Source organism: Brevundimonas sp. Root608 (assembly GCF_001427825.1).
In the GTDB taxonomy this organism is placed as follows: Bacteria; Pseudomonadota; Alphaproteobacteria; order Caulobacterales; family Caulobacteraceae; genus Brevundimonas.
Genome location: NZ_LMGT01000008.1, coordinates 21,660 through 44,644, shown reverse-complemented (window position 1 = coordinate 44,644; position 22,985 = coordinate 21,660). Strand labels below are relative to the sequence as shown.

The 22,985-nt window shown below is 70.9% G+C and carries 26 protein-coding genes; 19 read left to right on the top strand and 7 right to left on the bottom strand.

The genetic code is table 11. The features are described 5' to 3' along the window. Positions 1–8 precede the first annotated feature (8 nt). From ASD59_RS11755 to ASD59_RS11735, 5 genes are all read left to right on the top strand, one after another. Positions 9–470 (top strand): hypothetical protein, encoded by a 462-nt coding sequence (locus ASD59_RS11755; protein ID WP_055831874.1) that lies wholly within the window; start codon positions 9–11, stop codon positions 468–470. 111 nt (positions 471–581) lie between these two features. Then, positions 582–1,175: a hypothetical protein gene (locus ASD59_RS11750; protein ID WP_055831872.1), complete on the top strand. Its 594-nt coding sequence runs from the start codon at positions 582–584 to the stop codon at positions 1,173–1,175. A gap of 49 nt (positions 1,176–1,224) precedes the next feature. After that, positions 1,225–1,692, top strand: a complete 468-nt coding sequence (locus tag ASD59_RS11745; RefSeq protein ID WP_055831869.1) for a hypothetical protein — start codon at positions 1,225–1,227, stop codon at positions 1,690–1,692. A 48-nt stretch (positions 1,693–1,740) separates the two neighbouring features. After that, complete coding sequence (locus ASD59_RS11740; RefSeq protein WP_055831867.1) at positions 1,741–2,373, top strand: LysE family translocator; 633 nt, start codon at positions 1,741–1,743, stop codon at positions 2,371–2,373. Positions 2,374–2,455: 82 nt separating this feature from the next. Continuing rightward, a complete protein-coding gene (locus ASD59_RS11735; protein ID WP_055831865.1) occupies positions 2,456–3,004 on the top strand; it encodes a CC0125/CC1285 family lipoprotein in 549 nt (182 codons plus the stop codon). A gap of 30 nt (positions 3,005–3,034) precedes the next feature. On the opposite strand, the gene ASD59_RS11730 is transcribed toward ASD59_RS11735, so the two are convergent. After that, positions 3,035–3,775 (bottom strand): DUF6065 family protein, encoded by a 741-nt coding sequence (locus ASD59_RS11730; RefSeq protein ID WP_055831864.1) that lies wholly within the window; start codon positions 3,773–3,775, stop codon positions 3,035–3,037. Positions 3,776–3,826: 51 nt separating this feature from the next. Here ASD59_RS11730 and ASD59_RS11725 point away from each other — a divergent pair, with 51 nt between their 5' ends. The 4 genes from ASD59_RS11725 to ASD59_RS11710 all read left to right on the top strand — a co-directional run bounded on the left by ASD59_RS11725 (position 3,827) and on the right by ASD59_RS11710 (position 8,548). Then, positions 3,827–4,354, top strand: a complete 528-nt coding sequence (locus ASD59_RS11725) for a prolyl-tRNA synthetase associated domain-containing protein (protein WP_055831862.1) — start codon at positions 3,827–3,829, stop codon at positions 4,352–4,354. A gap of 242 nt (positions 4,355–4,596) precedes the next feature. Then, the gene (locus ASD59_RS11720) at positions 4,597–5,868 is read left to right on the top strand and encodes an NRAMP family divalent metal transporter (protein ID WP_055831860.1); all 1,272 of its coding nucleotides are present in this window, start codon (positions 4,597–4,599) and stop codon (positions 5,866–5,868) included. 186 nt (positions 5,869–6,054) lie between these two features. Further along, complete coding sequence (gene purH, locus ASD59_RS11715; protein WP_055831858.1) at positions 6,055–7,659, top strand: bifunctional phosphoribosylaminoimidazolecarboxamide formyltransferase/IMP cyclohydrolase; 1,605 nt, start codon at positions 6,055–6,057, stop codon at positions 7,657–7,659. Between the two features lie 133 nt (positions 7,660–7,792). Then, positions 7,793–8,548, top strand: a complete 756-nt coding sequence (locus tag ASD59_RS11710) for a dienelactone hydrolase family protein (protein WP_055831856.1) — start codon at positions 7,793–7,795, stop codon at positions 8,546–8,548. Here ASD59_RS11710 and ASD59_RS11705 read toward each other — a convergent pair. Beyond that, positions 8,545–9,009, bottom strand: a complete 465-nt coding sequence (locus ASD59_RS11705) for an OsmC family protein (RefSeq protein ID WP_055831854.1) — start codon at positions 9,007–9,009, stop codon at positions 8,545–8,547. The genes ASD59_RS11710 and ASD59_RS11705 overlap by 4 nt on opposite strands. A 101-nt stretch (positions 9,010–9,110) precedes the next feature. On the opposite strand from ASD59_RS11705, the gene rpe reads away from it, so the two are divergent. The 5 genes from rpe (at position 9,111) to ASD59_RS11680 (ending at position 13,527) form a co-directional block, all read left to right on the top strand. After that, positions 9,111–9,770, top strand: coding sequence for a ribulose-phosphate 3-epimerase (rpe, locus tag ASD59_RS11700; RefSeq protein WP_055831851.1), 660 nt, complete (start codon positions 9,111–9,113; stop codon positions 9,768–9,770). After that, positions 9,767–11,575, top strand: a complete 1,809-nt coding sequence (locus ASD59_RS11695) for a heparinase II/III family protein (protein ID WP_055831850.1) — start codon at positions 9,767–9,769, stop codon at positions 11,573–11,575. Before rpe ends, ASD59_RS11695 begins: the two co-directional genes overlap by 4 nt. A gap of 85 nt (positions 11,576–11,660) precedes the next feature. Then, positions 11,661–12,557, top strand: coding sequence for a thioredoxin (gene trxA, locus ASD59_RS11690; protein WP_055831848.1), 897 nt, complete (start codon positions 11,661–11,663; stop codon positions 12,555–12,557). Between the two features lie 9 nt (positions 12,558–12,566). Further along, positions 12,567–13,226 (top strand): LON peptidase substrate-binding domain-containing protein, encoded by a 660-nt coding sequence (locus ASD59_RS11685; RefSeq protein WP_055831846.1) that lies wholly within the window; start codon positions 12,567–12,569, stop codon positions 13,224–13,226. 106 nt (positions 13,227–13,332) lie between these two features. Beyond that, positions 13,333–13,527, top strand: coding sequence for a Trm112 family protein (locus tag ASD59_RS11680; RefSeq protein WP_055831844.1), 195 nt, complete (start codon positions 13,333–13,335; stop codon positions 13,525–13,527). A 47-nt stretch (positions 13,528–13,574) separates the two neighbouring features. Here the strand turns inward: ASD59_RS11680 and ASD59_RS11675 are convergent, their stop codons facing one another. After that, on the bottom strand, positions 13,575–14,828 hold the full coding sequence (locus ASD59_RS11675) for a UbiH/UbiF/VisC/COQ6 family ubiquinone biosynthesis hydroxylase (protein WP_055831842.1): 1,254 nt from the start codon (positions 14,826–14,828) through the stop codon (positions 13,575–13,577). A gap of 136 nt (positions 14,829–14,964) precedes the next feature. Here ASD59_RS11675 and ASD59_RS11670 point away from each other — a divergent pair, with 136 nt between their 5' ends. The 3 genes from ASD59_RS11670 to ASD59_RS11660 all read left to right on the top strand — a co-directional run bounded on the left by ASD59_RS11670 (position 14,965) and on the right by ASD59_RS11660 (position 19,283). Beyond that, entirely contained in the window at positions 14,965–17,328 is a 2,364-nt protein-coding gene (locus ASD59_RS11670) for an FtsK/SpoIIIE family DNA translocase (protein ID WP_055831993.1), read from the top strand. 355 nt (positions 17,329–17,683) lie between these two features. After that, positions 17,684–18,316, top strand: coding sequence for a LolA family protein (locus ASD59_RS11665; RefSeq protein WP_055831991.1), 633 nt, complete (start codon positions 17,684–17,686; stop codon positions 18,314–18,316). Positions 18,317–18,488: 172 nt separating this feature from the next. Then, a complete protein-coding gene (locus ASD59_RS11660) occupies positions 18,489–19,283 on the top strand; it encodes an exodeoxyribonuclease III (protein WP_055831840.1) in 795 nt (264 codons plus the stop codon). On the opposite strand, the gene ASD59_RS11655 is transcribed toward ASD59_RS11660, so the two are convergent. The 3 genes from ASD59_RS11655 to ASD59_RS11645 form a co-directional block, all read right to left on the bottom strand. Continuing rightward, positions 19,280–19,651: a hypothetical protein gene (locus ASD59_RS11655; RefSeq protein WP_055831837.1), complete on the bottom strand. Its 372-nt coding sequence runs from the start codon at positions 19,649–19,651 to the stop codon at positions 19,280–19,282. The two genes, ASD59_RS11660 and ASD59_RS11655, sit on opposite strands and share 4 nt — an antisense overlap. Next, entirely contained in the window at positions 19,648–20,334 is a 687-nt protein-coding gene (locus ASD59_RS11650; protein WP_055831835.1) for a response regulator transcription factor, read from the bottom strand. Before ASD59_RS11650 ends, ASD59_RS11655 begins: the two co-directional genes overlap by 4 nt. Before the next feature lie 62 nt (positions 20,335–20,396). Next, positions 20,397–21,113, bottom strand: a complete 717-nt coding sequence (locus ASD59_RS11645) for a YggS family pyridoxal phosphate-dependent enzyme (RefSeq protein ID WP_055831834.1) — start codon at positions 21,111–21,113, stop codon at positions 20,397–20,399. On the opposite strand from ASD59_RS11645, the gene ASD59_RS11640 reads away from it, so the two are divergent. Continuing rightward, positions 21,112–21,747 carry a thiamine phosphate synthase gene (locus tag ASD59_RS11640; RefSeq protein ID WP_055831831.1) on the top strand — a complete coding sequence of 212 codons (636 nt, stop codon included), beginning with the start codon at positions 21,112–21,114 and terminating at the stop codon, positions 21,745–21,747. The genes ASD59_RS11645 and ASD59_RS11640 overlap by 2 nt on opposite strands. 6 nt (positions 21,748–21,753) lie before the next feature. Here ASD59_RS11640 and ASD59_RS11635 read toward each other — a convergent pair whose 3' ends face one another. Beyond that, positions 21,754–22,146, bottom strand: a complete 393-nt coding sequence (locus ASD59_RS11635) for an NtrZ family periplasmic regulatory protein (protein ID WP_055831829.1) — start codon at positions 22,144–22,146, stop codon at positions 21,754–21,756. 335 nt (positions 22,147–22,481) lie between these two features. On the opposite strand from ASD59_RS11635, the gene ASD59_RS11630 reads away from it, so the two are divergent. Beyond that, on the top strand, positions 22,482–22,952 hold the full coding sequence (locus ASD59_RS11630; RefSeq protein WP_055831827.1) for a DUF3576 domain-containing protein: 471 nt from the start codon (positions 22,482–22,484) through the stop codon (positions 22,950–22,952). Positions 22,953–22,985: the final 33 nt, after the last annotated feature.

Here is a 22,985-nt window from a genome sequence, read left to right as displayed (position 1 = left end):
GAACCGTCATGTCCATCCGAATGATCCTCGCCGCCTCGGCCGCCCTGGCCTTCGCCGTCCCCGCCTTCGCCCAGGACGGGCCCGCTGCGCCGCCGGCCGCCGAAGCGGTCGATCCGGCCGAAGCCGCGCTGGACGCGAAGGGCGAAGCCTTCGGCGCCCGCATGGAAGCCATGGGCGGTGAAATGCAGGCCGCCGTCACCGCTGCGGCGGGCGATACGGCCGCCGCCGACGCCGCGCTGGACGCCATCGTCGCGCGCTACCAGCCTGACGCCGACGCCTTCAGCGCCGAGCTCAAGGCGTTCTTCGACGCGAAGGCGGCCGCCGGGACCGAGGAAGAGAAGGCGGAGATGGCGTCGGCGGCCTCGACCGTCGTGCCCATGATCCAGGGCCTGCCGGCCATGGTGCGCGGCCAGATCACACAGGCCGCCGCGGCCGCGGCGGCGCCCGCCGCGCCTGCGACGCCGCAATAAGTTATTGATCCGGAAGGCGGCGGCTCCGGGTCCGCCGCCTTACCGCGATTTCACTTGAGAGCGGACGGCGTTCGGCGGAACCTCGGTGGGCTCGCTCAAGGAACCCGACCGATGATCAAGGCCCTCTCCCTCGCCGCCGCCCTGGCCCTGCTGCCGCTCTCGGCCGCCGTCGCCGAGGACGCGCGCGGCCCGTCCGAGGACGCGCTGGAAGCCGCCGCCAACGCATTCGAGGCGCGCATGGAGGCCTTCGGCGAACGCGCCGAGGCCATTTCCGAAGACAAGAGCCTGACCGAGGATCAGCGCGAGCTCCGCATCGCCGCTCTCTGGACCGAATATCAGCCCGACGTCACCGCCTTCACCACCGTGGCCACGCAGCACGCCTCGTCGATCGCCGCCGAGGCCCTGGCCGCGATCGATGTGAATGCGATCGTCGCCGAGGCCCTGGCCGGGGTCGATGTCGGCGCGGTCGTCTCGGACGCCATGGCCCAGGTCCCGGGCGCCCTGGCCGTCGCCCAGGGCATCGCCACGAACGGCTCCTGGGCCTCCAACGATCCGGAACACATGGTCACCTACGGCCTGGTCGCCGAATACGCCGTCGGCGAGGCCATGGATTCGCTGGACGAAGCGCAGGTCGAAGTCGCCGCCGGCCGCGCCGAAGACGCTGACGAAACGGACGAAGCCCCGGAACACGACGACGGGACCTGATCGGCCGGTCTGACATGGCGCCCGGGGGGCGCGCCGACAGGAGAGAGCCATGCCTTCCGGTCTGATCCTCGCCCTTGCCGCCGGCCTCGCCATCGGCGCTCCCGCCCTCGCACAGGATGCGGCGCCGGCGCCCGCCCGGGCCCTCGCCCCGTCCGACGCCGACATCAACACCGCGGCGGATGCGTTTCGCACCCAGGTCGAGGCGATGAACGCCGAGGTCCGCGCCGCCGTGCAGGCCGCCGGATCCAGCCGCCGCCGGGCGTCGGCGCGCGTGGAGGAAGTCCTGGCGCGGTATCAGCCGGGGTTCGAGAGTTTCGCCGTCCAGCTCGAGGCCTGGTTCAGCCGGCGCGCCGCGGCGGCGGCCACGGACGAAGCCCGCGCCTCGATCGTCCAGACCGGCGCCGCCAGCGTCGCCCGGGTCCGCGGCGTCCCCGATCAGGTCCGCGCCGGTCTGGCGCAACAGGCCCGCTCCGCGCCCGAGCAACCGCGCAACACCCAGCCCTCCACCGGCTACTGAGCCGCCCGACAGGCTTGACCGCAACCGCCGCCCGCCCGACAGGACGGCATGGCCAGCCTTCCCGTCGATCCGCACCTGTATCTGACCTTCCTCGGGGTCATGACGGTGATGGCGATCACCCCGGGGCCGGCCAACATCTTCTCGGTCGCCAACGGGGTCCAGCGCGGCAAGGCCGGGGCGCTTCTGGGCGTGGTCGGCATGAACGCCGCCACCCTGGTCTGGTTCGCAGCCGCCGCCCTTGGGCTGGGGGCCCTGGTGATCGCCTTTCCGCAGGTGTTCCGGCTGATCTCGATCGGCGGCGCCCTCTATGTGGCCTGGCTGGGACTCAACGCCCTGCGCGGCGCCTTCCGCACCGCCGCGGACCCCGATGCGCCGACCGTCCGGATGGGGCGCAGCGCCCTGGTCGACGGCTTCATGGTCCAGATCGCCAACCCCAAGGCCATACTCTTCTTCACCGCCGTCCTGCCGCCCTTCCTCGACGTGAACCGCCCCGCGGTCCCCCAGCTGGCCCTGTTCGCCCTCGCCACCATCGGCATGGACGTGCTTTCGATGTCCGCCTACGGTCTGGGGGGAGCCGCCCTTGCGCGGCGCATGAACGAGCCACGTTTCCGCAAGGGTTTCGCCCTCATGACCGGTGTTTTGCTGCTGGCCGCCGCCGTCCTTATTGTTTCGCGTTTATAAGGGCTTGCGGCCAGACGGAACCGCGCTGTTCATGTCCCGTTCAGCAGGCAGGGCGCGTCATGACGCGTCAAGGAGAGTTCCCATGAGATACCGGTTCCTCAAGCCCGTGCTACTGGCGGCGACGGCGGCCCTGGCCCTGTCCGCCTGCGCCACGGCCACCCCCTACGGACCCGCCGGCGTCGACAGCCGCTATGGCTATTCCGAACAGCGCGTCGACGCCGACCGCTACCGCGTCAGCTTCTCGGGCAATTCCGTCACCTCGCGCGACCAGGTCGAGATGGCCCTGCTGCTGCGCGCCGCCGAGATCACCCGCGAAAACGGCTATGACTGGTTCGCCACGGTCAACCGCGCCACCGACCGCGACGTCCGCCTGCAGGCCACGCCCGACCCCTTCTACTACGACCGGTACGGCCCCTACTGGGGTCCGTCGTGGCGCTACTATCGCCGCGGCTACTGGAGCCCGTGGGGCGATCCGTTCGCCCGCGATTTCGACGTGCGCGAGATCGACCGCTTCGAGGCCTCCGCCGAGATCGTCATGGGCCGCGGCCCCAAACCGGCCGGCGACCCCAACGCCTTCGACGCTGGCGAGGTCATCTCCAACCTCGGCCCCCGCGTCACCCGGCCGATGTAACCCTGACCTCCCCGCTTCGGCGGGGAGAGTTCAGCCCACGCGCGGCGACTTGAGCCGGCGCTTGTTGACGTGGGTTTCCGGCGCCGCGCCGAGATCCTCGGGAATCTCGCCCTTGAAATAATAGCGCTGCCACGCCTCCTTGGCGGCGTCCGGGTCGCCCGAGGCCAGCCGTTTGTTGAAGTCGGTGCGGGCCCGGTTCCAGGCCTCGAATTGGCCGTGCATGACCGGATTGGACTCCAGCGACCGGATCACCGGCTGCATGGTCTCGACCTTGCGGTGCTCGATCGGGGTGATGAAGCAGAAGGGTTCGCCCTTCTCGAACTTCACCCGGCCGGGCCGGGTGAAGAGCCAGTTCATGGTGAAGGGGAAGGGCAGCCAGTCGGTCTCGATCAGGCCGGTCAGCGGCTGGATGCCGTCCTTCATGTGGTTGGGCGAGCCGCCGGCCAGAAGGCCCCAGCCCGGCGGCGTGCGGAACAGATACTGCGGATGCATGGTCAGGACCCCGCGCGAGAAATGCGAGGTCACCACATGGGTCAGGTCGGCGGTCGGACGCTCGGGCGTGATGACGATGTCCGCTTGGCTGGGTCCGCCGTTCCATTCGGCGGTGAAGGTCAGGGGGCACAGGAGCTCCCAGCCCGTGGTGTTGGCCATGGTCAGCGGCAGGCAGCGATAGGGGTGGCGGCTGGCGAAGGCGTCCATCCAGTTGCGCGACTGGCGTCCGGGCACCAGGTCCGGCGGCGTCTGCGTCATCGGATAGCATTCGAGTTCCACGAGCGGGCTCCGGGCGGTATCGAGTGACGTTTCCATCCCTAGCGGCCCCTCATGACCGAAGACAAGACGCCCGAGCCCGCCTTCGACCGCGATCGCCTGATGGCGTGGATGGATGACCATGGCGTCGCCCGGACCACCCACGACCACCCGGCCGTCTTCCGCGTCGAGGAGGGGCTGGAGCTCAAGGCCGCCATGCCCGGCGCCCACACCAAGAACCTGTTCCTCAAGGACAGGAAGGGCCGGCTGTGGCTGATCTCGGCGCGTCAGGACACGGTCGTCGATCTGAAGCGCGCGCCCCGGACGATCGGCTCGGACAAACTATCCTTCGGCGCCGAGGCCCTGCTGTACGAGACCCTGGGCGTGCGCGGCGGCTCTGTCACGGCCCTGGGCCTGATCAACGACCCCGACCGGCGGGTGACCTTCGTCCTCGACAAGGCCCTGTGGGATGCCGATATCGTCAATTTCCATCCCCTGACCAACACCGCGACGACGGCGCTGGATCAGGCCGCGTTCCGGCGCTTTCTGTCGTTGATCGGGCGGGAGCCGATGGTGGTGGATTTCAGTCAACTGGCGGCCTGACGCCCGCTTCCGGGACCGGCCCAAGGGATCCGCGTGCGAACCCGGCGCCGACGCCGCGCAGCGGATTCCGGCATGCGCCTCTCGCGGCCCACATCCCTCATCCAGATCATGGAATAGACTCGGTATGGCCAAGCCATCATTGTGGGCGGGATCGCGCTGTTATGCGGCGCCCTCCCCTATCGATTAAGCGCACGTCTGGATTTGAGCATGCGCCCGGGGCGCCGGCGGGACGGGACAAGACGATGAAACCGACCTCCGGCAGACTGCGCCGCGCGGCGTTGCTCAAGCGGCTGGGCCCGGGGCTCATAACGGGCGGGGCTGGCGACGATCCGAGCGGCATCGCCACCTATTCGCAGGCCGGCGCGCAGTTTGGCGTCAACATGCTTTGGGCCATGGTCTTCCTGTATCCGCTGGTGTCCTCGATCCAGCTGATCAGCGCCAGGATCGGCCGCGTCACCGGACATGGTCTCGCCGCCAATCTGCGTCGGGTGTTTCCACAGCCCGTGGTCACCGCCCTGGTGGCGCTCCTGTTCATCGCCAACACGATCAACATCGGCGCGGATCTCGCCGCGATGGGCGCGGCGGCGGAACTGGCCCTGGGCTGGGGGCGTCACGTCTTCACCCTGGTCTTCGCGGGCGTATCCCTGACGCTTCAGATCCTGGTGCCCTATCATCGCTATGTCCGCTTCCTCAAATGGCTGACGCTGGCGCTGCTGGCCTATTTCGCCGTCGCGCTCACGGTGCATGTCGACTGGGGCGAAGTCGCGCGGCGCACCGTCATGCCGCAGCTCTCGCTCACCGGGGCGGCGGTGACGATGATCGTGGCGCTCTTCGGCACCACGATCAGTCCCTACCTGCTGTTCTGGCAGGCGTCCGAGGAAGTCGAGGACGACGAGGCCGATCCGACGACGGACCCGCTGATCGAGCATCCCGAACAGGGGCCTTCCCAGCTCAGCCGCATCCGCTGGGACACCTATTTCGGCATGGGCTTCGCCAATCTGGCCGCCTTCTTCATCATCCTGACCACGGCCGTCACCCTGCACGCCGCGGGCGTGACCAACATCCAGACCTCCGCTGACGCGGCCCGCGCGCTGCGTCCGATCGCGGGCGACCTGGCCTATGGGCTGTTCAGCCTGGGCGTCATCGGCGCCGGCCTCCTCGCGGTGCCCGTGCTGGCGGGATCGGCGGCCTATGCCGTCTGCGAATCGCGCGGCTGGCCGGTCGGGCTCGAGCACAAGCCGCGCGACGCGGTGGGCTTCTACGCGGTGATCGGGCTGGCGGTCCTGGTCGGCGTGGCGGTCGATTATTCGCCGCTCGATCCCATCAAGGCGCTGTTCTGGAGCGCCGTGGTCAACGGCGTGATCGCGGTGCCCCTGATGGCCGCGATGATGATCGTCGCGTCGCGTCGCGACGAAATGGGCGCGTTCGTCGCCCCGCTGCCGCTGCGCCTGACGGGCTGGTTCGCGACCGGCTGCATGGCCGCTGCGGCGATTGCGATGTTCGCCATGATCTGATGCCGGTTTAAGCCCCTGCGACATCCGGAAGATCCGGCCTTCTCCAGCCGGACCCGCTCTTCCCGTCCACGCGCCGATCGGGGTCGATTTCGGCGGTCTGATCCACCCCGGCGGTTCTATCGCGGCGCGTCCGGTGCTAGAGGCGGCGCGTCTCCCCGACCCCTCACGCCAGATACGGACGCCGCCATGCCCGCCGCTCCCGACTTTCCCCCCGCGCCGGACCGCGTGGCGCCGAAGCGCGCCCTGATCTCCCTGTCCGACAAGGCCGGGCTGCAAGAGGCCGCCCGCACCCTGCACGGCCTCGGCGTCGAACTGGTCTCGACCGGCGGCACCCGCGCCGCGATCGCCGGCTTCGGCGTACCGGTGAAGGACGTCGCCGACCTGACCGGCTTCCCCGAGATGATGGACGGCCGGGTCAAGACCCTGCATCCCGTGGTCCACGGCGGCCTGCTGGGGGTGCGCGGCGCCGCCGCCCACGCCGAGGCCATGACCACCCACGGCATCGGCCCCATCGATATCGTCTGGGTCGACCTGTATCCGTTCGAGGCCACGGTCGCTTCGGGCGGCGGCTTCGACGCCGTGGTCGAGAACATCGACATCGGCGGCCCGGCCATGATCCGCTCGGGCTCGAAGAACCACGGCTATGTCGCCGTCTGCGTCGACCCGGCCTCGGTCGCCGAACTGCTGGAGGCCCTGAAGGCCGAGGGCGCCACCACCCTGGCCCTGCGCAAACGCCTCGCCGCCCGCGCCTTCGCCCGCACGGCCGCCTATGACGCCGCCGTCTCCGGCTGGTTCGCCGGCCAGGTCGGCGACGCCGCCCCGGCGCGCAAATCGATCAGCGGCGCCCTGGCCCAGACGCTGCGCTATGGCGAGAACCCGCACCAGACCGGCGCCTTCTACCGTACCGGCGACGCGCGACCCGGCGTCGCCCACGCCCGCCAGCTGCAGGGCAAGGAGCTGGGCTACAACAACATCGCCGACGCCGACGCCGCCTATGAGCTGGTGGCCGAGTTCGAGAGCCCCGCCTGCGTCATCGTCAAACACGCCAATCCCTGCGGCGTGGCCGTGGGCAATGACCTGTCGGCCGCCTACGCCCGCGCCCTGGAATGCGACGCCGTCTCGGCCTTCGGCGGGGTGGTCGCGGTGAACCGGCCGCTGTCGGGCGCCGATGCGAAACTGATCACCGACATCTTCACCGAGGTGGTCATCGCCCCCGGCGCCGACGACGAGGCCCAAGCGATCTTCGCCGCCAAGAAGAACCTGCGCCTGCTGCTGACCGACGGCCTGCCCGACCCGCTGGCCGCCGGCGAGGTGTTCCGCTCGGTGGCCGGCGGCTTTCTGGTCCAGTCGCGCGACCGCAGCCGCATCGCCGCCTCCGATCTGAAGATCGTCACCCGTCGCCAGCCGACGCCGCAGGAGATCGAGGACATGCTGTTCGCCTTCACCGTGGCCAAGCATGTGAAATCCAACGCCATCGTCTATGCGAAGGACGGCCAGACCGCCGGCATCGGCGCCGGCCAGATGAACCGCCGCGACTCGGCCCGCATCGCCGCCATCCGCGCCCGCGAGGCTGGCGAGGCCAAGGGTCTGGCGCATTCGCTGGCGGAGGGCTCCGCCTGTGCTTCGGAAGCCTTCTTCCCCTTCGCCGACGGTCTTCTGGAAGCGGTCGCGGCGGGCGCAACGGCGGTGATCCAGCCCGGCGGCTCGATCCGCGACGACGAGGTCATCGCCGCCGCCGACGAGGCCGGGGTAACGATGGCTTTTACGGGAGTGCGGGTCTTCCGGCACTAGCCGCGCTCCCTCTCCCCTTGCGCCGACGGGCGAGGGGTCGCACCGCCGGCCCGGCAACGCCCGTGAAACCCCTCATCCGACCCGCTACGCGGGCCGCCTTCTCCCGCAAGGGGAGAAGGGATAGGTGAAAGCCATGCAAACCCTCTCCCAGCGCTGGTCGATGCTCGAGCCGCACACGACCGTCGTCGGCCCCGACGACGACCGGGCGCGCCCGACCGTCATCCTGTTCCACGGCTGCGGCGGCCTGCGTGATCACCTGCCCCGCTACGCCGCGGCCGCTGTCGCCGCGGGCTGGCGCGCCGTGATCGTCGACTCCTATGCGCCGCGCGGCTGGAGCCGCCAGTTCGCCATGGCCATGGTTTGCACGGGCGTCCTGCTGCACGGCTCGCAGAGGGCGGGCGACGTGCTGGCCGCCTTGCACGGCGTGTCGCGACGGCCCGACGTCGACGCCTCGAAGATCGTGCTGGCCGGCTGGAGCCATGGCGGCTGGGGCATCATGGAGGCGATGAGCTCGCCACGCGGGCGCCGCATGCTGGGCGTCGAGGACCCCGGGGCTGTCCCGCTCGACGGCGTGGTCGGCGCCTATCTGGCCTATCCCTACGTCGGCGTCGGCGCGGTGAACCGGATGCGGCCATGGACCCATTGTCCGAAGACCCTGGCCGTGATCTCGCGCACCGATCACCTCACCACCGTCCGCAACGCCGAGCGCGTGCACGACATGGTCCGCCGCTGCGGGGTCGAGGTCGAGACCTGGATCGCCGACGGCACCCATTCCTTCGACGAGCCCATGACGGCGCCGCCGATGCGTTATCATCCCGAACTGGCCGACGAGGCCGTGCGGCGCTTCACCGCCCTGCTGAACGACGTCGCCGTGGCGCCGAAGGTCTAGCGCGGCTCGATCGTCACCTCGGCCCGGATCGAGTTCGCGATGTAGCAGGCGCTGTGAGCCCGGTGATGCAGATCGTCGATGGCGACGGCGTCGGGCGTCTGGTCGCCGGAGAACACGACGGCGGGCCTCAGCGCGACGGTCGTGATCGAGGTCTTGCCGCGTTCGTCCCGCGCCAGAACTCCGACCGCCTCGTCGCGGTAGGAATCGACGGTGAAGCCGGCCCTGGCCGCAAAGGCGAGGAAGAACAGCATGTGGCAGCTGCTCAGGGCCGCCACGAGCGCCTCCTCAGGGTCGACCGCGGCCGGATCCGACAGCGGCGCCGGCACGAGGGCGGACGGCGCAGACGAGCCGCGCACCACCGCCCCGCCGTCGAAGCGCCAGTCGTGGGCGCGCGAGTAGCGGGCGCCGGTGAAATCCTGATCGCCGCGGCTCCATTCCACGGTGGCGAGATGTTCACTCATGACGGTTTCCCTGCGGTGATGACCGAACCGTGTAGCGCCGGAACCCTCCCGACCCAAGCCTGCGCCTTGCTCCCGCCCCCGACCCGCCTTATCCCGCTGACATGGCCGCGCCCCTGATCTGCCCCTCGATCCTCGCCAGCGACTTCGCCCGCCTCGGCGAGGAGGTTCGCGCGCTCGACGCCGCGGGCGCCGACTGGATTCACGTCGACGTGATGGACGGGCATTTCGTGCCCAACATCACCATCGGCCCGGATGTGGTGAAGGCGCTGCGTCCGCACACCGCCCTGCCGTTCGACGTCCACCTGATGGTCGCCCCGGTCGATCCCTGGCTGGAGGCCTATCGCGAGGCCGGGGCCGATATCCTCACGGTCCATCCGGAAAGCGGGCCGCACCTGCACCGGACCCTGGGCCGCATCCGCCAGCTGGGGGCGAAGGCCGGCGTGGTCCTGAATCCGGGGACGCCGCTCGGCGTTCTGGAAGACGTCATCGACCTGGTCGACCTGGTGCTGCTGATGTCGGTCAACCCGGGCTTCGGCGGCCAGTCCTTCATCGCCGCCACCCTGCGCAAGATCGAGCGGGCCCGCGCCCTGCTCGACGCCGCCGGATCAAAGGCGCACCTGCAGGTCGACGGGGGGGTCACCGCCGCCAACGCCGGCGCCTGCGTCGCCGCGGGCGCCGACGCCCTGGTCGCCGGCACCGCCGTGTTCCGGGGCGGGCCGTCCGCCTACGCCGCCAACATCCAGGCCCTGAAGGCAGCGTGAGCCCTCTCGGCCCCTTCGCCCGCCCCGAAGCCGACAGTCCCGCGCCGGGACAGATTCCGGGCCTGCGCGGCGCCCCGATGCGGACGCCGGTCCGGACCAGCGGCGCGTCCAGCGGACCCGGCCTCTGGCCCGCCGTCATCGGTCGCCTGCTGACCCGCCAGCTGTGGATCGAACTCTATGGCCTGCCCGGCTACAGCCTGACCCTGAAGGGCCGCCCGGCCCAAGGCTTCGCGGCCACGCCGCGCGACTTCCGTCCGGTCGATCCCGCCCAAGGCAAGACGGTGCTCGGCGGAAAATTCGCGCTCGCCGGATCCAGCCTCGAGGCCGCCGCGCCCGCCGACCCCTGGAACCGGGCCAGCCCGACCCGCGCCTTCGCGGTCGAGCTGCACAGCTTCGCCTGGCTGCCGTCGCTGATGCTGCAGGGCGAGCGCGGCGCGCGCGAGGCGGTGCGGCTGACCCTGGCATGGGCCGACGCCTTCGCCCGCTGGTCGCCCTTCGCCTGGGGTCCCGAGATCCTCGCCCGGCGCACCATCAACCTGGCCTGCGCCGCCCGCCGCATGGGCCAGGTGGCGACGGAGGCCGAGCGGCTCCGGCTGGCCGACATCCTCGGCCGGCAAGGCCGTCAGCTCCTGCGGCCCCCCGGCGGTCTCGCCGGCAAGGCCGGGCGCCTGACCGCCGCCGCCATCGCCGGCTGCACCCTCGCCGGCGGGACGGGCGCCGGTCTGCGGCGCTCCGCCCTGCGCGGCCTGCCCGGCGCGCTGGACCGCACCGTCGGCCCCGACGGCGGCCACGCCAGCCGCAGCCCGGAAGCCGGGCTCGAACTGTTGCTCGACCTGCTGACGCTGGACGACGCCCTGTCGCAGGTCTCGGAAGCGACCCCCGACGCCGTGCGCGCCACGATCCGGCGCCTGACCCACGCCCTGCGGCTGCAGACCCTGCCCGACGGCCGGCTGATCACCCTGCAGGGCGGCGGGCCCTCGACGGCCGCCCGGGTCGCCGCCGGCCGGGCCCATGACGACGCCCACAGCGACGCCGTCAGCGGCACGGTCGCCGGCGTCGCCCGCATCCGCAGCCCCCTGCTGACGATCGCCGCCGACATCGCCGCCCCCGCGCGCGGCGCCTGGTCCGGCGCGGCCTGCGCCCAGCCGATGGCGCTGGAGATCGTCTGCGGCAAGGACCGGATCGTCACCGGCTGCGGCTGGACCCCGCGCGCCCCCGATCGCCAGGGCCTGCGCCTCGCCCCCGGCCATTCGACCCTCACCCTGGGAGAAGGCTCGACCGGCGAACCCCTGGGCGGCTGGCGCGGCGAGCTGCTGGGCCATCGTCTGGTCGGCCGGCCGCTGCACCTCGCCGTCGACCAGCGCGACGGCGAGGGCGCGGTCTGGCTCGAGGTCGAACACGACGGCTGGGTTCACGACTACGGCCTGCTGCACCAGCGCCGCCTCTATCTGGACCAGCGGCTCGACGAACTGCGCGCCGAGGAACGGCTGCACCCCGCCCCCGGCCACAGGGACGTGGTCCGCGCCATCGCCGCCCCCTATGCCGTACGCTTCCAGCTCGAACCCGGCGTTCAGGCCTCTCTGGCCCGCGACCGCCGCTCCATCCTGCTGCGCGGCCATTCAGGCCGGGGCTGGTGGTTCCGCACCGACGGGCCGGACGTGGCCATCGAGCCTTCCGTCCATATCGACGAGGGGCTGAGCCGTCGCTCGCTGCAGATCGTGGTGCGCGGCTCGGCCCGCACCGATTCCGAAACCAAGATCCGCTGGAAACTGAGCCCCGCCGGGGCGGGCGGCGATCCTTCCTGACCGCCGCCCTTGAGACGAACGGTCGCCGCGACCATCTGGGGACTGCCGCGTTACCTTTCGGACCACCGACCCCCCAAGGACGATCATGAGCCTCGCCGACCCCATCACCCTGCCGGATGACCTGATCAAGGACGGCTCCGACGCCGGCTTCATGACCGACGTCATCGAGGCCTCGAAGACCCAGCCCGTGCTGGTCGATTTCTGGGCCACCTGGTGCGGGCCGTGCCGGACGCTGACGCCGATGATCGAAAAGGCCGTGCGCGCCGCCGGCGGGGCCGTCAAACTGGTCAAGATCGATGTCGACAAGAACCCGGCCTACGCCGGCCAGCTGCGCGTCCAGTCGATCCCCACCGTCTACGCCTTCGTCAACGGCCAGCCGGTCGACGGCTTCCAGGGCGCCGTGCCCGACAGCCAGCTCAAGGCCTTCATCGACAAGCTGACCGGCGGCGAGAGCGCCAACTCCGACATCGAACAGCTGCTGTCCCTGGGCGAGGAGTCCCTGTCGCTGAACGACCTCGGCGGCGCGGCCCAGGCCTTCGCCCAGCTGCTGACGCTGGAGCCGGCCAACGAAAAGGCCATCGCCGGCATGGCGCGCGTCTATCTCGCCGACGGCGACACGGACCAGGCCCGCCAGACCATCGCCATGGCGCCGCAGGATTCCAGAGAGCCGACGGTCCAGAGCGTGCGTGCGCAGTTGTCGCTCGCCTCGGCCGCCCCGAGCGGCGCCGCATCCGAACTGGAAGCCCGGGTCGCCGCCGATCCGGCCGACCATCAGGCCCGCTACGACCTGTCCTTGGCCCAGGCCGCGGCCGGCGATCTGCAGGGGGCGGTCGAGAGCCTGCTGGCCATCGTCGCCGCCGACCGGGAGTGGAACGACCAGGCCGCCCGCAAACAGCTGCTGGTCGTGTTCGACGCCGCCGGCGGGGCGTCCGAGGTCGCCCGCGACGGGCGCCGCCGCCTGTCCTCCATCCTGTTCGCATAGGAGACCCGGGTGGCGCAGGGATATGTGAAGGCCGTCGACCTGCCGCAGGTGATCCCGGTGTTCCCGCTGCCGGGCGCCATCCTGCTGCCGCGCGGCCAGCTGCCCCTGAACATCTTCGAGCCGCGCTATCTGAACATGGTCGACGACGCCATGGCCGGCGACCGCATCATCGGCATGCTGCAGCCCCAGGTGGGGCCGCGCCGTCTGCCCAGCCTGGCCCCGGTCGGCTGCGCCGGCCGCATCACCAGCTTCGCCGAGACCTCGGACGGCCGCTATCTGATCACCCTGACCGGCTGCGCCCGCTTCCGTCTGGCCAGCGAACTGCCCGCCCAGACGCCCTATCGCCAGATCCGCGCCGACTTCGCCCCCTTCGAGAACGACCTCAGCGCGCCGCCCGTCGATGACGTCGGCCTTGACCGGGACGGCCTGCTGGACGCCCTGCGCGCCTATCTCGAGACGCGCGGCCTCGACATAGACTGGGACACCGCCGAGACCGCCCCGCCCGAGGCCCTGATCAACAGCCTGTCCATGGCCCTGCCGTTCGAGCCGCCGGAGAAACAGGCCCTGCTGGAAGCCGTCAGCCTGACCGACCGCTCCGCCGTCCTGACCGCCCTGCTGACCATCGACGCCGCCAGCGACGGCGAGGGCGAGACGCCGTCGATCCAGTGAGGGCAGGGGCTGGCGGCTGGTGATTGGTGCGCGGCATTCCGGCTGTCGCCAACACTGCCTCGGCGCCCTACGGTCTTCCTCGTCACCAGCCACTAGCCACCGAGCCATGTCCGACACCTTCCACACCCCCGCCTCGGTCGATCCCCGCCTGCTGGAAGTGCTGGTCTGCCCGGTCACGCGCGGCAAGCTGACCTATGACCGCGAGCGTCAGGAGCTGGTGTCGAAGGGCGCGAAGCTGGCCTATCCGATCCGCGACGGCGTGCCGATCATGCTGCCGGAAGAGGCGCGGACGCTGGACTAACGCCACTCCGCTCATCCCGGCGAAAGCCGGGTTGAGCGGAGAGAAAACTAGACCGCCTCGCCCCTCAGCAACCGCGGCAAGTCCCCCGTCGCCCCGCCCGCCTCGTGCATGAAGGCGCGGCGCAGGGCCGGGATGCGATTGACGGCGGCGATGCCCAGACCCCGGGCCAGGCGCACCGGCGCGACGTCGTTCGAGAACAGCCGCACGAAGGCGTCGAACCCCGCCGCCAGGGCGACGTTGTCGAACCGCCGCCAGCGGGCGTAGCGGTCCAGCACCGTCTCCGAGCCGATGTCCTCGCCCAGCCGCATGGCCTCGACCAGCACCTCGGCCAGGGCGGCCGCGTCCTTCAGCCCCATGTTCAGCCCCTGGCCCGCCACCGGATGCACCCCGTGGGCGGCGTCGCCGATCAGGGCGGCGCGCGGGCCGGTCAGGGCCTCGGCCAGCTGCAGCGACAACGGATAGACGAAGCGCGGCCCGACCACCGTCACATCCTCGAGGAAGTCGCCGAACCGCCGCATCAGATGCGACTGGAAGGCGGCGTCCGAGGCGGCCTTCAGCGCCTCCGCCCGGCGCGTCGTCTCGGTCCACACCAGGCTGGCGCGCTGTTCCGTCAGCGGCAGGATGGCGAACGGGCCAGAGGGCAGGAAATACTCATGGGCGACATTGCCATGGTCCCGGCCCAGGGACACGGTCGCCACGACCCCGCTCTGTCCATAGCCCCAGCCGACCGTCTCGATGCCCGCGCTTTGTCTCACAGGCGAGAAGCGGCCCTCCGCGCCCACGACCAGGGGCGCCTGAAGCCGGGAGCCGTCCGTCAGCGTCACGGTCGAAAGACCGGGCCCGGCTTCGATCCTGGCGGCGGCGGCGGGCGCCCGGATCTCGATCCCGGCGGCCGTGACGGCCTCGGCCAGCGCCGTCCGGATACGCCGGTTCTCGACCATATAGCCGAGGGGCTCGCCGTCGGTGCGGTCGCCGATCTCGTCGGCGTCGAAGCGCAGGAAGGCGGATCCGGCGGGCCGCGACGCCGCCCCCGGCCGCCGCCCGTCGGTGACCAGAATCCGGTCCATCCGGCAGGCGTGGGGCCGCAGGGCCGCGCCGACCCCCAGCGCGTCCAGCATGCGGAAGGTCGAGAAGGCGATGGCCGTCGACCGTCCGTCGAACGTCGGCGCCAGCTGCAGCGAGAACGGCTGCGGATCGAACAGCACGACCTTCAGCCCGCCCTGTGCGGCGGCAAGGGCGAAGGTCGCCCCGGCCAGGCCGGCGCCGGCGATGATGACGTCATGACGGTCGGGCGTGCTCATGCCGCGGTTGTCGCGCCGGATCGGGGGCGCGTCCAGTGCCGCAAGGTCGCGGTTCGACGGAGCTGGTAAACAGCCTCTTAACCCTGCGAGGGCGACAATGACGGTTCAGTTCGATCCTCCGGAGTCCGTCGCCGCAATGTCCGCCGCCCTCGCCATCGGCCATCGCGCCTTCGAGAGCGCCCGCATCGTCTGGGGCGCGCCCATCGCCATCAAATTCCGCGGCGTGCTCCAGGCCCTGCTGGCGGCGCTGCTGCTGGCCGCCCTGGTGTCGTGGAATCCGGCCGATCCCAGCCTCAACGCCGCCTCCGGCGTCGCCCCGACCAACTGGCTGGGCCTGAACGGCGCCCTGTTCGCCGACCTGTTCATGCAGTCGCTGGGCCTGGCCGCCTTTCCCGCCGCCCTGCTGCTGATCGCCTTCGGTCTGGCCGCGGCCATCGGCGACGTGATCCAGCAACGGCTCAAGCCCACGGCGTTGAAGGCGCTCTCGGCCGCCGGCGGCGTCCTGGCCCTGTCCGCGGCCCTGTCGGCGCTGGCCCCGCCCGCTGCCTGGCCGCTGGCCGCGGGCCTCGGCGGCCTGTGGGGCGACGCCATCGTCGGCCTGATCCGCATGGCCTGCACGGCCCTGCGCCTTCCCGGCGCTCCGGTCATCGCCGGCGTGCTATTCCTGCCCATGGCGCTGTGGGCTATCGGTTACGCCATCGGCCTGCGCGCGTCCGACCTCGGCGACGCCTTCGCCTGGGCCCGCAGCGGCCGCTCCATGGCCCCGCCTCCGGCGAAAGCCCGCCGCGCCGCCGTCAAGGCGCCGCCCCGCCCGCGCCCGGCGCCCGAACCCGACGACTATGCCCCGATCGGGCTCGACGCGCGGGATGAGCCGCCGTGGGACGGTCCCGTCCCCGCCCGCGACGCGCCCGAGCCGAAGGTCGCCGCCGCCAAGGCCCCCAAGGCCTCGAAGCGCGAGCTCGACGACAGCCAGGCCGCCTTCGACTTCGCCCGGCCTTCCGGCGGATTCGAACTGCCGCCGCTGGGCATGCTGACCAAGCCGGCCAAGCGGGTCGCCTCGGTCGACGAGGAGGCGCTGAAGCAGAACGCCAAGATGCTGGAGGGCGTGCTGCAGGAATTCGGCGTGCGCGGCGTCATCGACCAGATCCGCCCCGGCCCCGTCGTCACCCTGTACGAACTGGTGCCCGCGCCCGGGGTCAAGCACGGCCGCGTGGTGGCCCTGTCCGACGACATCGCCCGCTCCATGTCCGCCCGCGCCTGCCGCATCTCGGTCGTCCCCGGCCGCAACGCCATCGGCATCGAACTGCCCAACGCCAGGCGCGAGACCGTCTATCTGCGCGACCTGCTGGCCTCGACCGAATACGACAAGCCCGCCCACCTGCTGCCGCTGGCCCTGGGCGAGACCATCGGCGGCGAGCCCTATGTCGCCGACCTGGCGCGCATGCCCCACCTGCTGATCGCCGGCACCACCGGCTCGGGCAAGTCGGTCGGCGTCAATGCGATGATCCTGTCGATCCTCTACCGGATGACGCCGGCCGAGTGCCGCTTCATCATGATCGACCCCAAGATGCTGGAGCTGTCGGTCTATGACGGCATCCCGCACCTGCTGGCCCCGGTCGTCACCGATCCCAAGAAGGCCGTCGTCGCACTGAAATGGACCGTGCGCGAGATGGAGGACCGCTATCGCCGCATGTCCAAGCTCGGCGTGCGCAATATCGCCTCCTACAACGAGCGCGCCCGCGAGGCCGTGGCCAAGGGCGAGCATTTCGAGCGCACCGTCCAGACCGGCTTCGACGACCAGGGCCGTCCCGTCTACGAGTCCGAGAAGATCCGCCCCGAACCCCTGCCCTTCCTCGTCGTCGTCATGGACGAGATGGCCGACCTGATGCTGGTCGCCGGCAAGGACGTCGAGGGCGCGGTGCAGCGTCTGGCCCAGATGGCCCGGGCCGCCGGCATCCACCTGATCATGGCCACCCAGCGCCCGTCGGTCGACGTCATCACCGGCACCATCAAGGCCAATTTCCCGACCCGGATCAGCTTCCAGGTCACCTCGAAGATCGACAGCCGCACCATCCTCGGCGAACAGGGCGGCGAACAGCTGCTGGGCCAGGGCGACATGCTCTACATGGCCGGCGGCGGCCGCATCACCCGCCTGCACGGCCCGTTCGTGACGGACCAGGAGGTCGACGAGGTCTGCAAACACCTGCGCGGCCAGGCCGAGCCCGACTACCTCGACCTGATCACCGACGATCCGGACGGCGACGGCGACGCGGCCTTCGACGACGAGGGCGGCGGCGGCTCGGGCGACGACCTCTACGACCGCGCCGTGGCCGTGGTCACCCGCGACCGCAAGGCCTCGACCAGCTACATCCAGCGCCGCCTGCAGATCGGCTACAACCGCGCCGCCTCCCTGATCGAACGGATGGAGCAGGAAGGCGTCGTCAGCCAGGCCAACCACGCCGGCAAGCGCGACATCCTCGCCGGCCCGCCGCCAATGTAGCAGTCGGCGGGAGCCCATCGCGCTGATTTCACACGGCTTTCCATTTTTTTCGCCCTTATTCCTGGCGCCCTCGGCGGCGGCGGTATGATGGAGGGTCGCTGTTTCGCGGCGCTGGAAGGAGAGGGAAAAGAGTCCGATGTGTCCGCAATGTCCCCTGTTTGCGAGCGGACTCTCCCTCCGGTTCTGCGCAACGGAGCGGCCCTGTCCGCGTTCGTCAGGGCCCGCCGTCCCCGGGTGAAGCTGAACAGGGCTTCATCGCAGCGCCGGAATATGGTCAGGCTCGGGCCATGCCCCGGCCTTTCGCGTTCCGCATGACGGCATGATCGACAACCATCCCGAACGGGAGAAGACCCCTATGACCGTCTCGCGCCGCGCCTTCGCTCTTGGATCCGCCGCCCTCGCCGCGGTCGCCGCCCTGCCGGCGGCCGCCCAGTCCGGCCTGTCGGCCGAGGACCGCGCCGTCGTGGCCCAGGCCCAGGCCTATCTGCAGGGCCTGACCTCGGCCCGGGGCAATTTCGTCGAGACCTCGGGGGCCCAGCGCCGCGAGGGCCGCTTCTGGCTGCAGCGCCCGGGCAAGATGCGCTTCGAATACACCAACCCGGCCGGCCTGCTGGTCGTGTCGGACGGTTCGAACGTCAAACGCTACGACCCGCGCCTGAACGTCTTCCGTCAGGTGCCGCTGGGTTCGACCCCGCTGTCGACCTTCCTCGCCCGGACCGTGCGTCTGGACCAGGGCGTGCGCATCGACCGCGTGACCCGCATGGCCTCGGGCGCCTTCGCCATCACCGCCCGGGACAACCGTCGTCCCAATGACGGTTCGGTCATCCTGTCCTTCGCGGGTTCGCCCCTGCGTCTGCACGAATGGACGATCACCGACGCCCAGGGCGGCCGCACCCGCACCCAGCTGACCTCTCTGCAGCCGGCCCCCGGCCTCGCCGCCAGCCTGTTCCAGCTCAGCGATCCGACGCGCCGCCCCCGCCGGAGCTGATTCCCGCCCGAGGGGAGTTTGACATTTTTTCCGGCGCGTGGCACTTTGGCAACAGGTCGGCGGGAGTCGGCCTGACCGCTACGGATTTCATCCCCTTCCCGGCGGCGAGAGACGAACCTTCCAGCGCCCGGTCCCTCCGATCGGGCGCTTTTTTGTGTGCTAGAGCCCAGCCATGCTTCGCATCGCCACCTGGAACATCAACTCCGTCCGCCTGCGCATCGACCAGGTCGCTCGCTTCGTCGAGGAGAGCGGCACCGACGTCCTGTGCCTGCAGGAGATCAAATGCCTCGAGGACCAGTTCCCCCGCGCCGCCTTCGAGGCCATGGGCCTGCCCCACCTGAAGATCGGCGGCCAGAAGGGCTGGCACGGCGTCGCCATCGCCAGCCGCAAGCCGATCACGGCGGCCCCGGCGCTCGACGTCTGCCGTGAGAAACACGCCCGTTGCGTCGGGGTGGTCGTCGAAGGTGTCGAGATCCAGAATTTCTACATCCCCGCCGGCGGCGACACGCCCGACCGGGCGCTGAACCCGAAATTCGATCACAAGATGGACTTCTACGAGCGGCTCACCGCCGAGATGGCGGGCCGGGACAGACAGCGCCCGCTGGTGCTGGCGGGCGACTTCAACATCGCCCCGGGCGAGAACGACGTCTGGAACCACCGCTACATGTCGAAGATCGTCAGCCACACGCCGCTGGAGGTCGAGACCCTGCGCCGCCTCCAGGCCGCCGGCGGCTTCGCCGACGTGGTCCGCGACCAGATCCCCGAACCGACCAAACTGGCCAGCTGGTGGAGCTACCGCGCCGCCGACTTCCGCAAGTCCAACCGCGGCCTGCGCCTCGACCACCTCTGGACCTCGCCCGGCCTGACCCCGGCGGTCGCCGCCGGCTCGGCCCGCATCCACGACACGGTCCGCGAATGGACCCAGCCCAGCGACCACGCGCCGGTCACGGTCGATCTGGCGGTCTAGCCAATCCGTTCAGAGGACGGCTCATCGAACACGAACCGCGCCCCCGGTCTGACAAGATAAGGGACCTCGGTTCGCCACCAGTCGGCAGCGGCGGGCGCATGCTCGGCCAAGCAGGCGACCGCGGTATCCGCCGCGACCACATAGCCTGCGACCGGCTTCGCTCGTCCGGCAAGGCATAGAAACCAGTCGAGAACGATATTCTTGGGACCGGTCAGAACGCCGAAGCCGGATGTCGACACCGGCTCCGCGACCAGCAGCGGGATCTCGATGCCGATCCATGCGTCCCGCACCCATTCCGGCGCTTCCCCGGCAGGCCGGCGGACAATCCTGATGCGGAAGGCCGTTTCGGCCCAACGCCACCGGATCACGGCTGCAGCCGGTACCCGCCCGCGTCGGTCAGCAGCAGCCGCGCCTGGCCCGGCTCGGGCTCGATCTTCTGGCGCAGGCGGTAGATGTGGGTTTCCAGCGTGTGGGTCGTGACCCCGGCGTTATAGCCCCAGACCTCGGTCAGCAGCTCTTCGCGCGACACGGCCTTGGCCCCGGCGCGATAGAGGTATTTCAGGATGCTGGTTTCCTTCTCGGTCAGGCGCACCTTGCGCGCCTTGTCGTCGACCAGGACCTTGGCGGCGGGCCGGAACTCATAGGGGCCGATGCGGAAGACGGCGTCCTCGGACTGTTCGTGGCTGCGCAGATGGGCCCGGATGCGGGCCAGCAGGACGGCGAAGCGGAAGGGCTTGGTGACATAGTCGTTGGCCCCCGACTCCAGCCCCAGCACGGTGTCGGAATCCGACGTCTGGCCGGTCAGCATGATGATCGGCGTCGACACCCCGTCCTTGCGCAGCAGCCGGCAGGCCTCGCGGCCGTCCATGTCAGGCAGATCGACATCCAGCAGGATCAGGTCGGCGCGCACCTCGCGCCCCATGCGGACGCCTTCGGCGGCGGTCGAGGCCTGCACCGGCCGGAAGGCTTCGTGCAACGCGAGTTGCTCGGCCAGCGCCTCGCGCAGGTCGTCGTCGTCGTCGATGATCAATATGGTCTTGGGCGTGGGCATGGGTACCAGAATGGCGAGCGTCGGCGGTTCCGCCAAGGGTTGGACCGCAAGCGGCGCGGTTTTCAGTCCATAGAGGGTGTTTGAAGGGTGTTTCGTTCCCCGAACAGCGCCGAACCGACTCGCACATGGGTCGCGCCGAAGCGGATGGCGGTCTCATAGTCGCCGCTCATCCCCATCGACAGGACCGCCAGCCCGTTGCGACGGGCGATCTCTCCCAGCAGGGCGAAGTGGGAGTCCGGCTCTTCGTCCGCGGGCGGAATGCACATCAGCCCCTCGACCCTCAGGCCCAGCGCCCGGGCCTGCGCGATCAGGGCGTCGGCGTCCCCGGGCAGGACGCCGGCCTTCTGCGGCTCGGCCCCGGTGTTGACCTGGACCAGCACCCGCGGCGTCTTGCCGGCCTTCGCGCCCGCGGCCGCCAGGACCTCGGCCAATTTCGGCCGGTCCAGCGTCTCGATCACGTCGAACAGGGCGACGGCGTCCGCGGCCTTGTTGGTCTGCAGCGGCCCGATGAGGCGCAGTTCGAGATCAGGCGTCGCCGCGCGGCGCTCCGCCCATCGCGCCCGGGCCTCCTGCACCCGGTTCTCGCCGAACACCCGCTGGCCGGCCGCGAGAATGGCGTCGATCGCCTCGGGCGGCTGGGTCTTGGTCACGGTGGTCAGGACGACGCTGTCGGGCGCGCGGCCGGCGGCGGCGCTGGCCTCGGCCATCCGCCGCTGGACCGCCTCGAGGCGGCGGGCGACGCTGGACGCGCCCGTGTGATCGGGGGATGAGGAGGCCATGAACCGCTCGGACGCCGAAACCCTGTGGGAAGTCGCCCGTGTCCTCGCACGCGACGCCGCCAAAGTCAGCCGCTCGCCGCGGCCTCTGCCGCCCCTGCTGTTCTTCACCGACCCTGTCCGCACCCCGCGTCCCTGGGAGACGGCCGCGGGCTTGCCCGCGGGCTCCGGCGTCGTGTTCCGCCATTTCGGCCGACCGGACGCCCGTGAAACGGCGTTGCGGCTGCGCGAGACCACGGCGGCGGGCGGTGTAATCCTGCTGATCGGTCTCGATGCGGATCTGGCCGGGGCCGTCGGTGCGGACGGCCTTCATCTGCCCGAACGGGCGCTGGATCAGGCCCGGTCCCTGTCAGAGACGCGCCCCGACTGGCTGATCACCGGCGCGGCTCACGCCGGCGCCGCGCTGGACGCCCCGCATCTCCACGCGCGGGTCCTGTCGCCGGTCTTCGCGGCGGGCGGCGCCTCGTCAGATACGCCCGCGCTGGGACTGGCGGCTTTCCGGGCGCTGGCGGCGGCGGCGGCCGTCCCCGTTTACGCCCTGGGCGGAATAGACGCCGGGAACGCGCGCGGCCTCATCGGCTCGGGCGCGTGCGGTCTGGCGGGGGTGTCGGCGATCCAGGCGGCGTTCAGCGCCTGACCCGCGTCAGAAGCGGAAGATCGATTCCAGCCGGAAGCGCGGAGCCGAGCGTCGCTCGGTCTGGGGGCCGCGGGCCGGATCGGTGTCGGTCTCGGCGAGGCCGGCGGCGGCGCCCACGCGAAGGCGCGGATTGACGCGGTAATAGGCGCCGGCCTCGACGTCGCCGACATTGCTGTCGCGCGTTTCCGGCTGGCTGAGGTTCAGGTCGAGGCCCCAGCGGCCGCGTTCGGTGAAGCGCAGGCGCGAAGGGCTGCCGACCACGCGGGCGGACTGGGCTTCGGTCAGGGAGACGGCGGGCGCGCGGGTCCGGGCAGCGGTCTGGGCCGACGCGACGTCGGCCACGGCCAGGAGCGCAAGCCCCGCGGCCAGTCCAGCGATGACGGCGCTTTTTCCGCGCATGTCCTGCCCTTCACGCCGCGACGGGGTCCCGCCGCGATCTCTTCCAGCAACTAGACACCGCTGGTCAGCCCGGTCAACGAAACGGCGCCGCTGGAGGGGGGTTCCGCGCGACTCTGGAAGACTCCTGTGGCGCGAGCGTCACGGCCCGCCGGCTCTCGCGACACGCGAACGCCCGCCGCCCGACACGATCCTTGGGCTCCGGACGCGTCTTCGCCTTGTCATCGCCCCTTTTCGCCGTGTTATAGAGCCTCGCTTCGGCTGCGACCCACGTTCGGGCGAGCCAGCGCGTGGGTGGAAACGGTCCGCCGCACGTCTCGATCGAATGGAGTTTCTCGATGGTGCTGGTTCGCGGCGCGACGCTCGCCCTGATCGCCTCGGGCGTCCTGCTTGGCGGCTGCACGGCCGAACGCCCCTTCGGGCCCACGGTGGGCGACGTGTTCGGCATGGACGGCGCCCGACGGTCGGCCGCCTCAAGCCAGCCCGGCATCGGCGTCAACGCCTTCCTGTGGCGCGCCACCCTCGACACCATGGCCTTCATGCCCCTGGCCAACGCCGATCCCTGGGGCGGCGTCATCAACTACGACTGGTACACCGACCCGGCGACGCCGAACGAGCGGTTCAAGGCCACGGTCTTCATCCTCGACACGCGTCTGCGCGCCGACGCGCTGAACGTGACCGTGACCAAGGAAGTCCGCGACGCGACCGGCCAGTGGATCGGCGCACGCGTGGCGGCCCAGACCGAGACCGACCTGGAAAACGCCATCCTGACCAAGGCGCGCCAGCTCAACCTCCAGAACGCCGGCTAACCCTCCCCCTACGACCCCCGCCTCCTTCTGGCC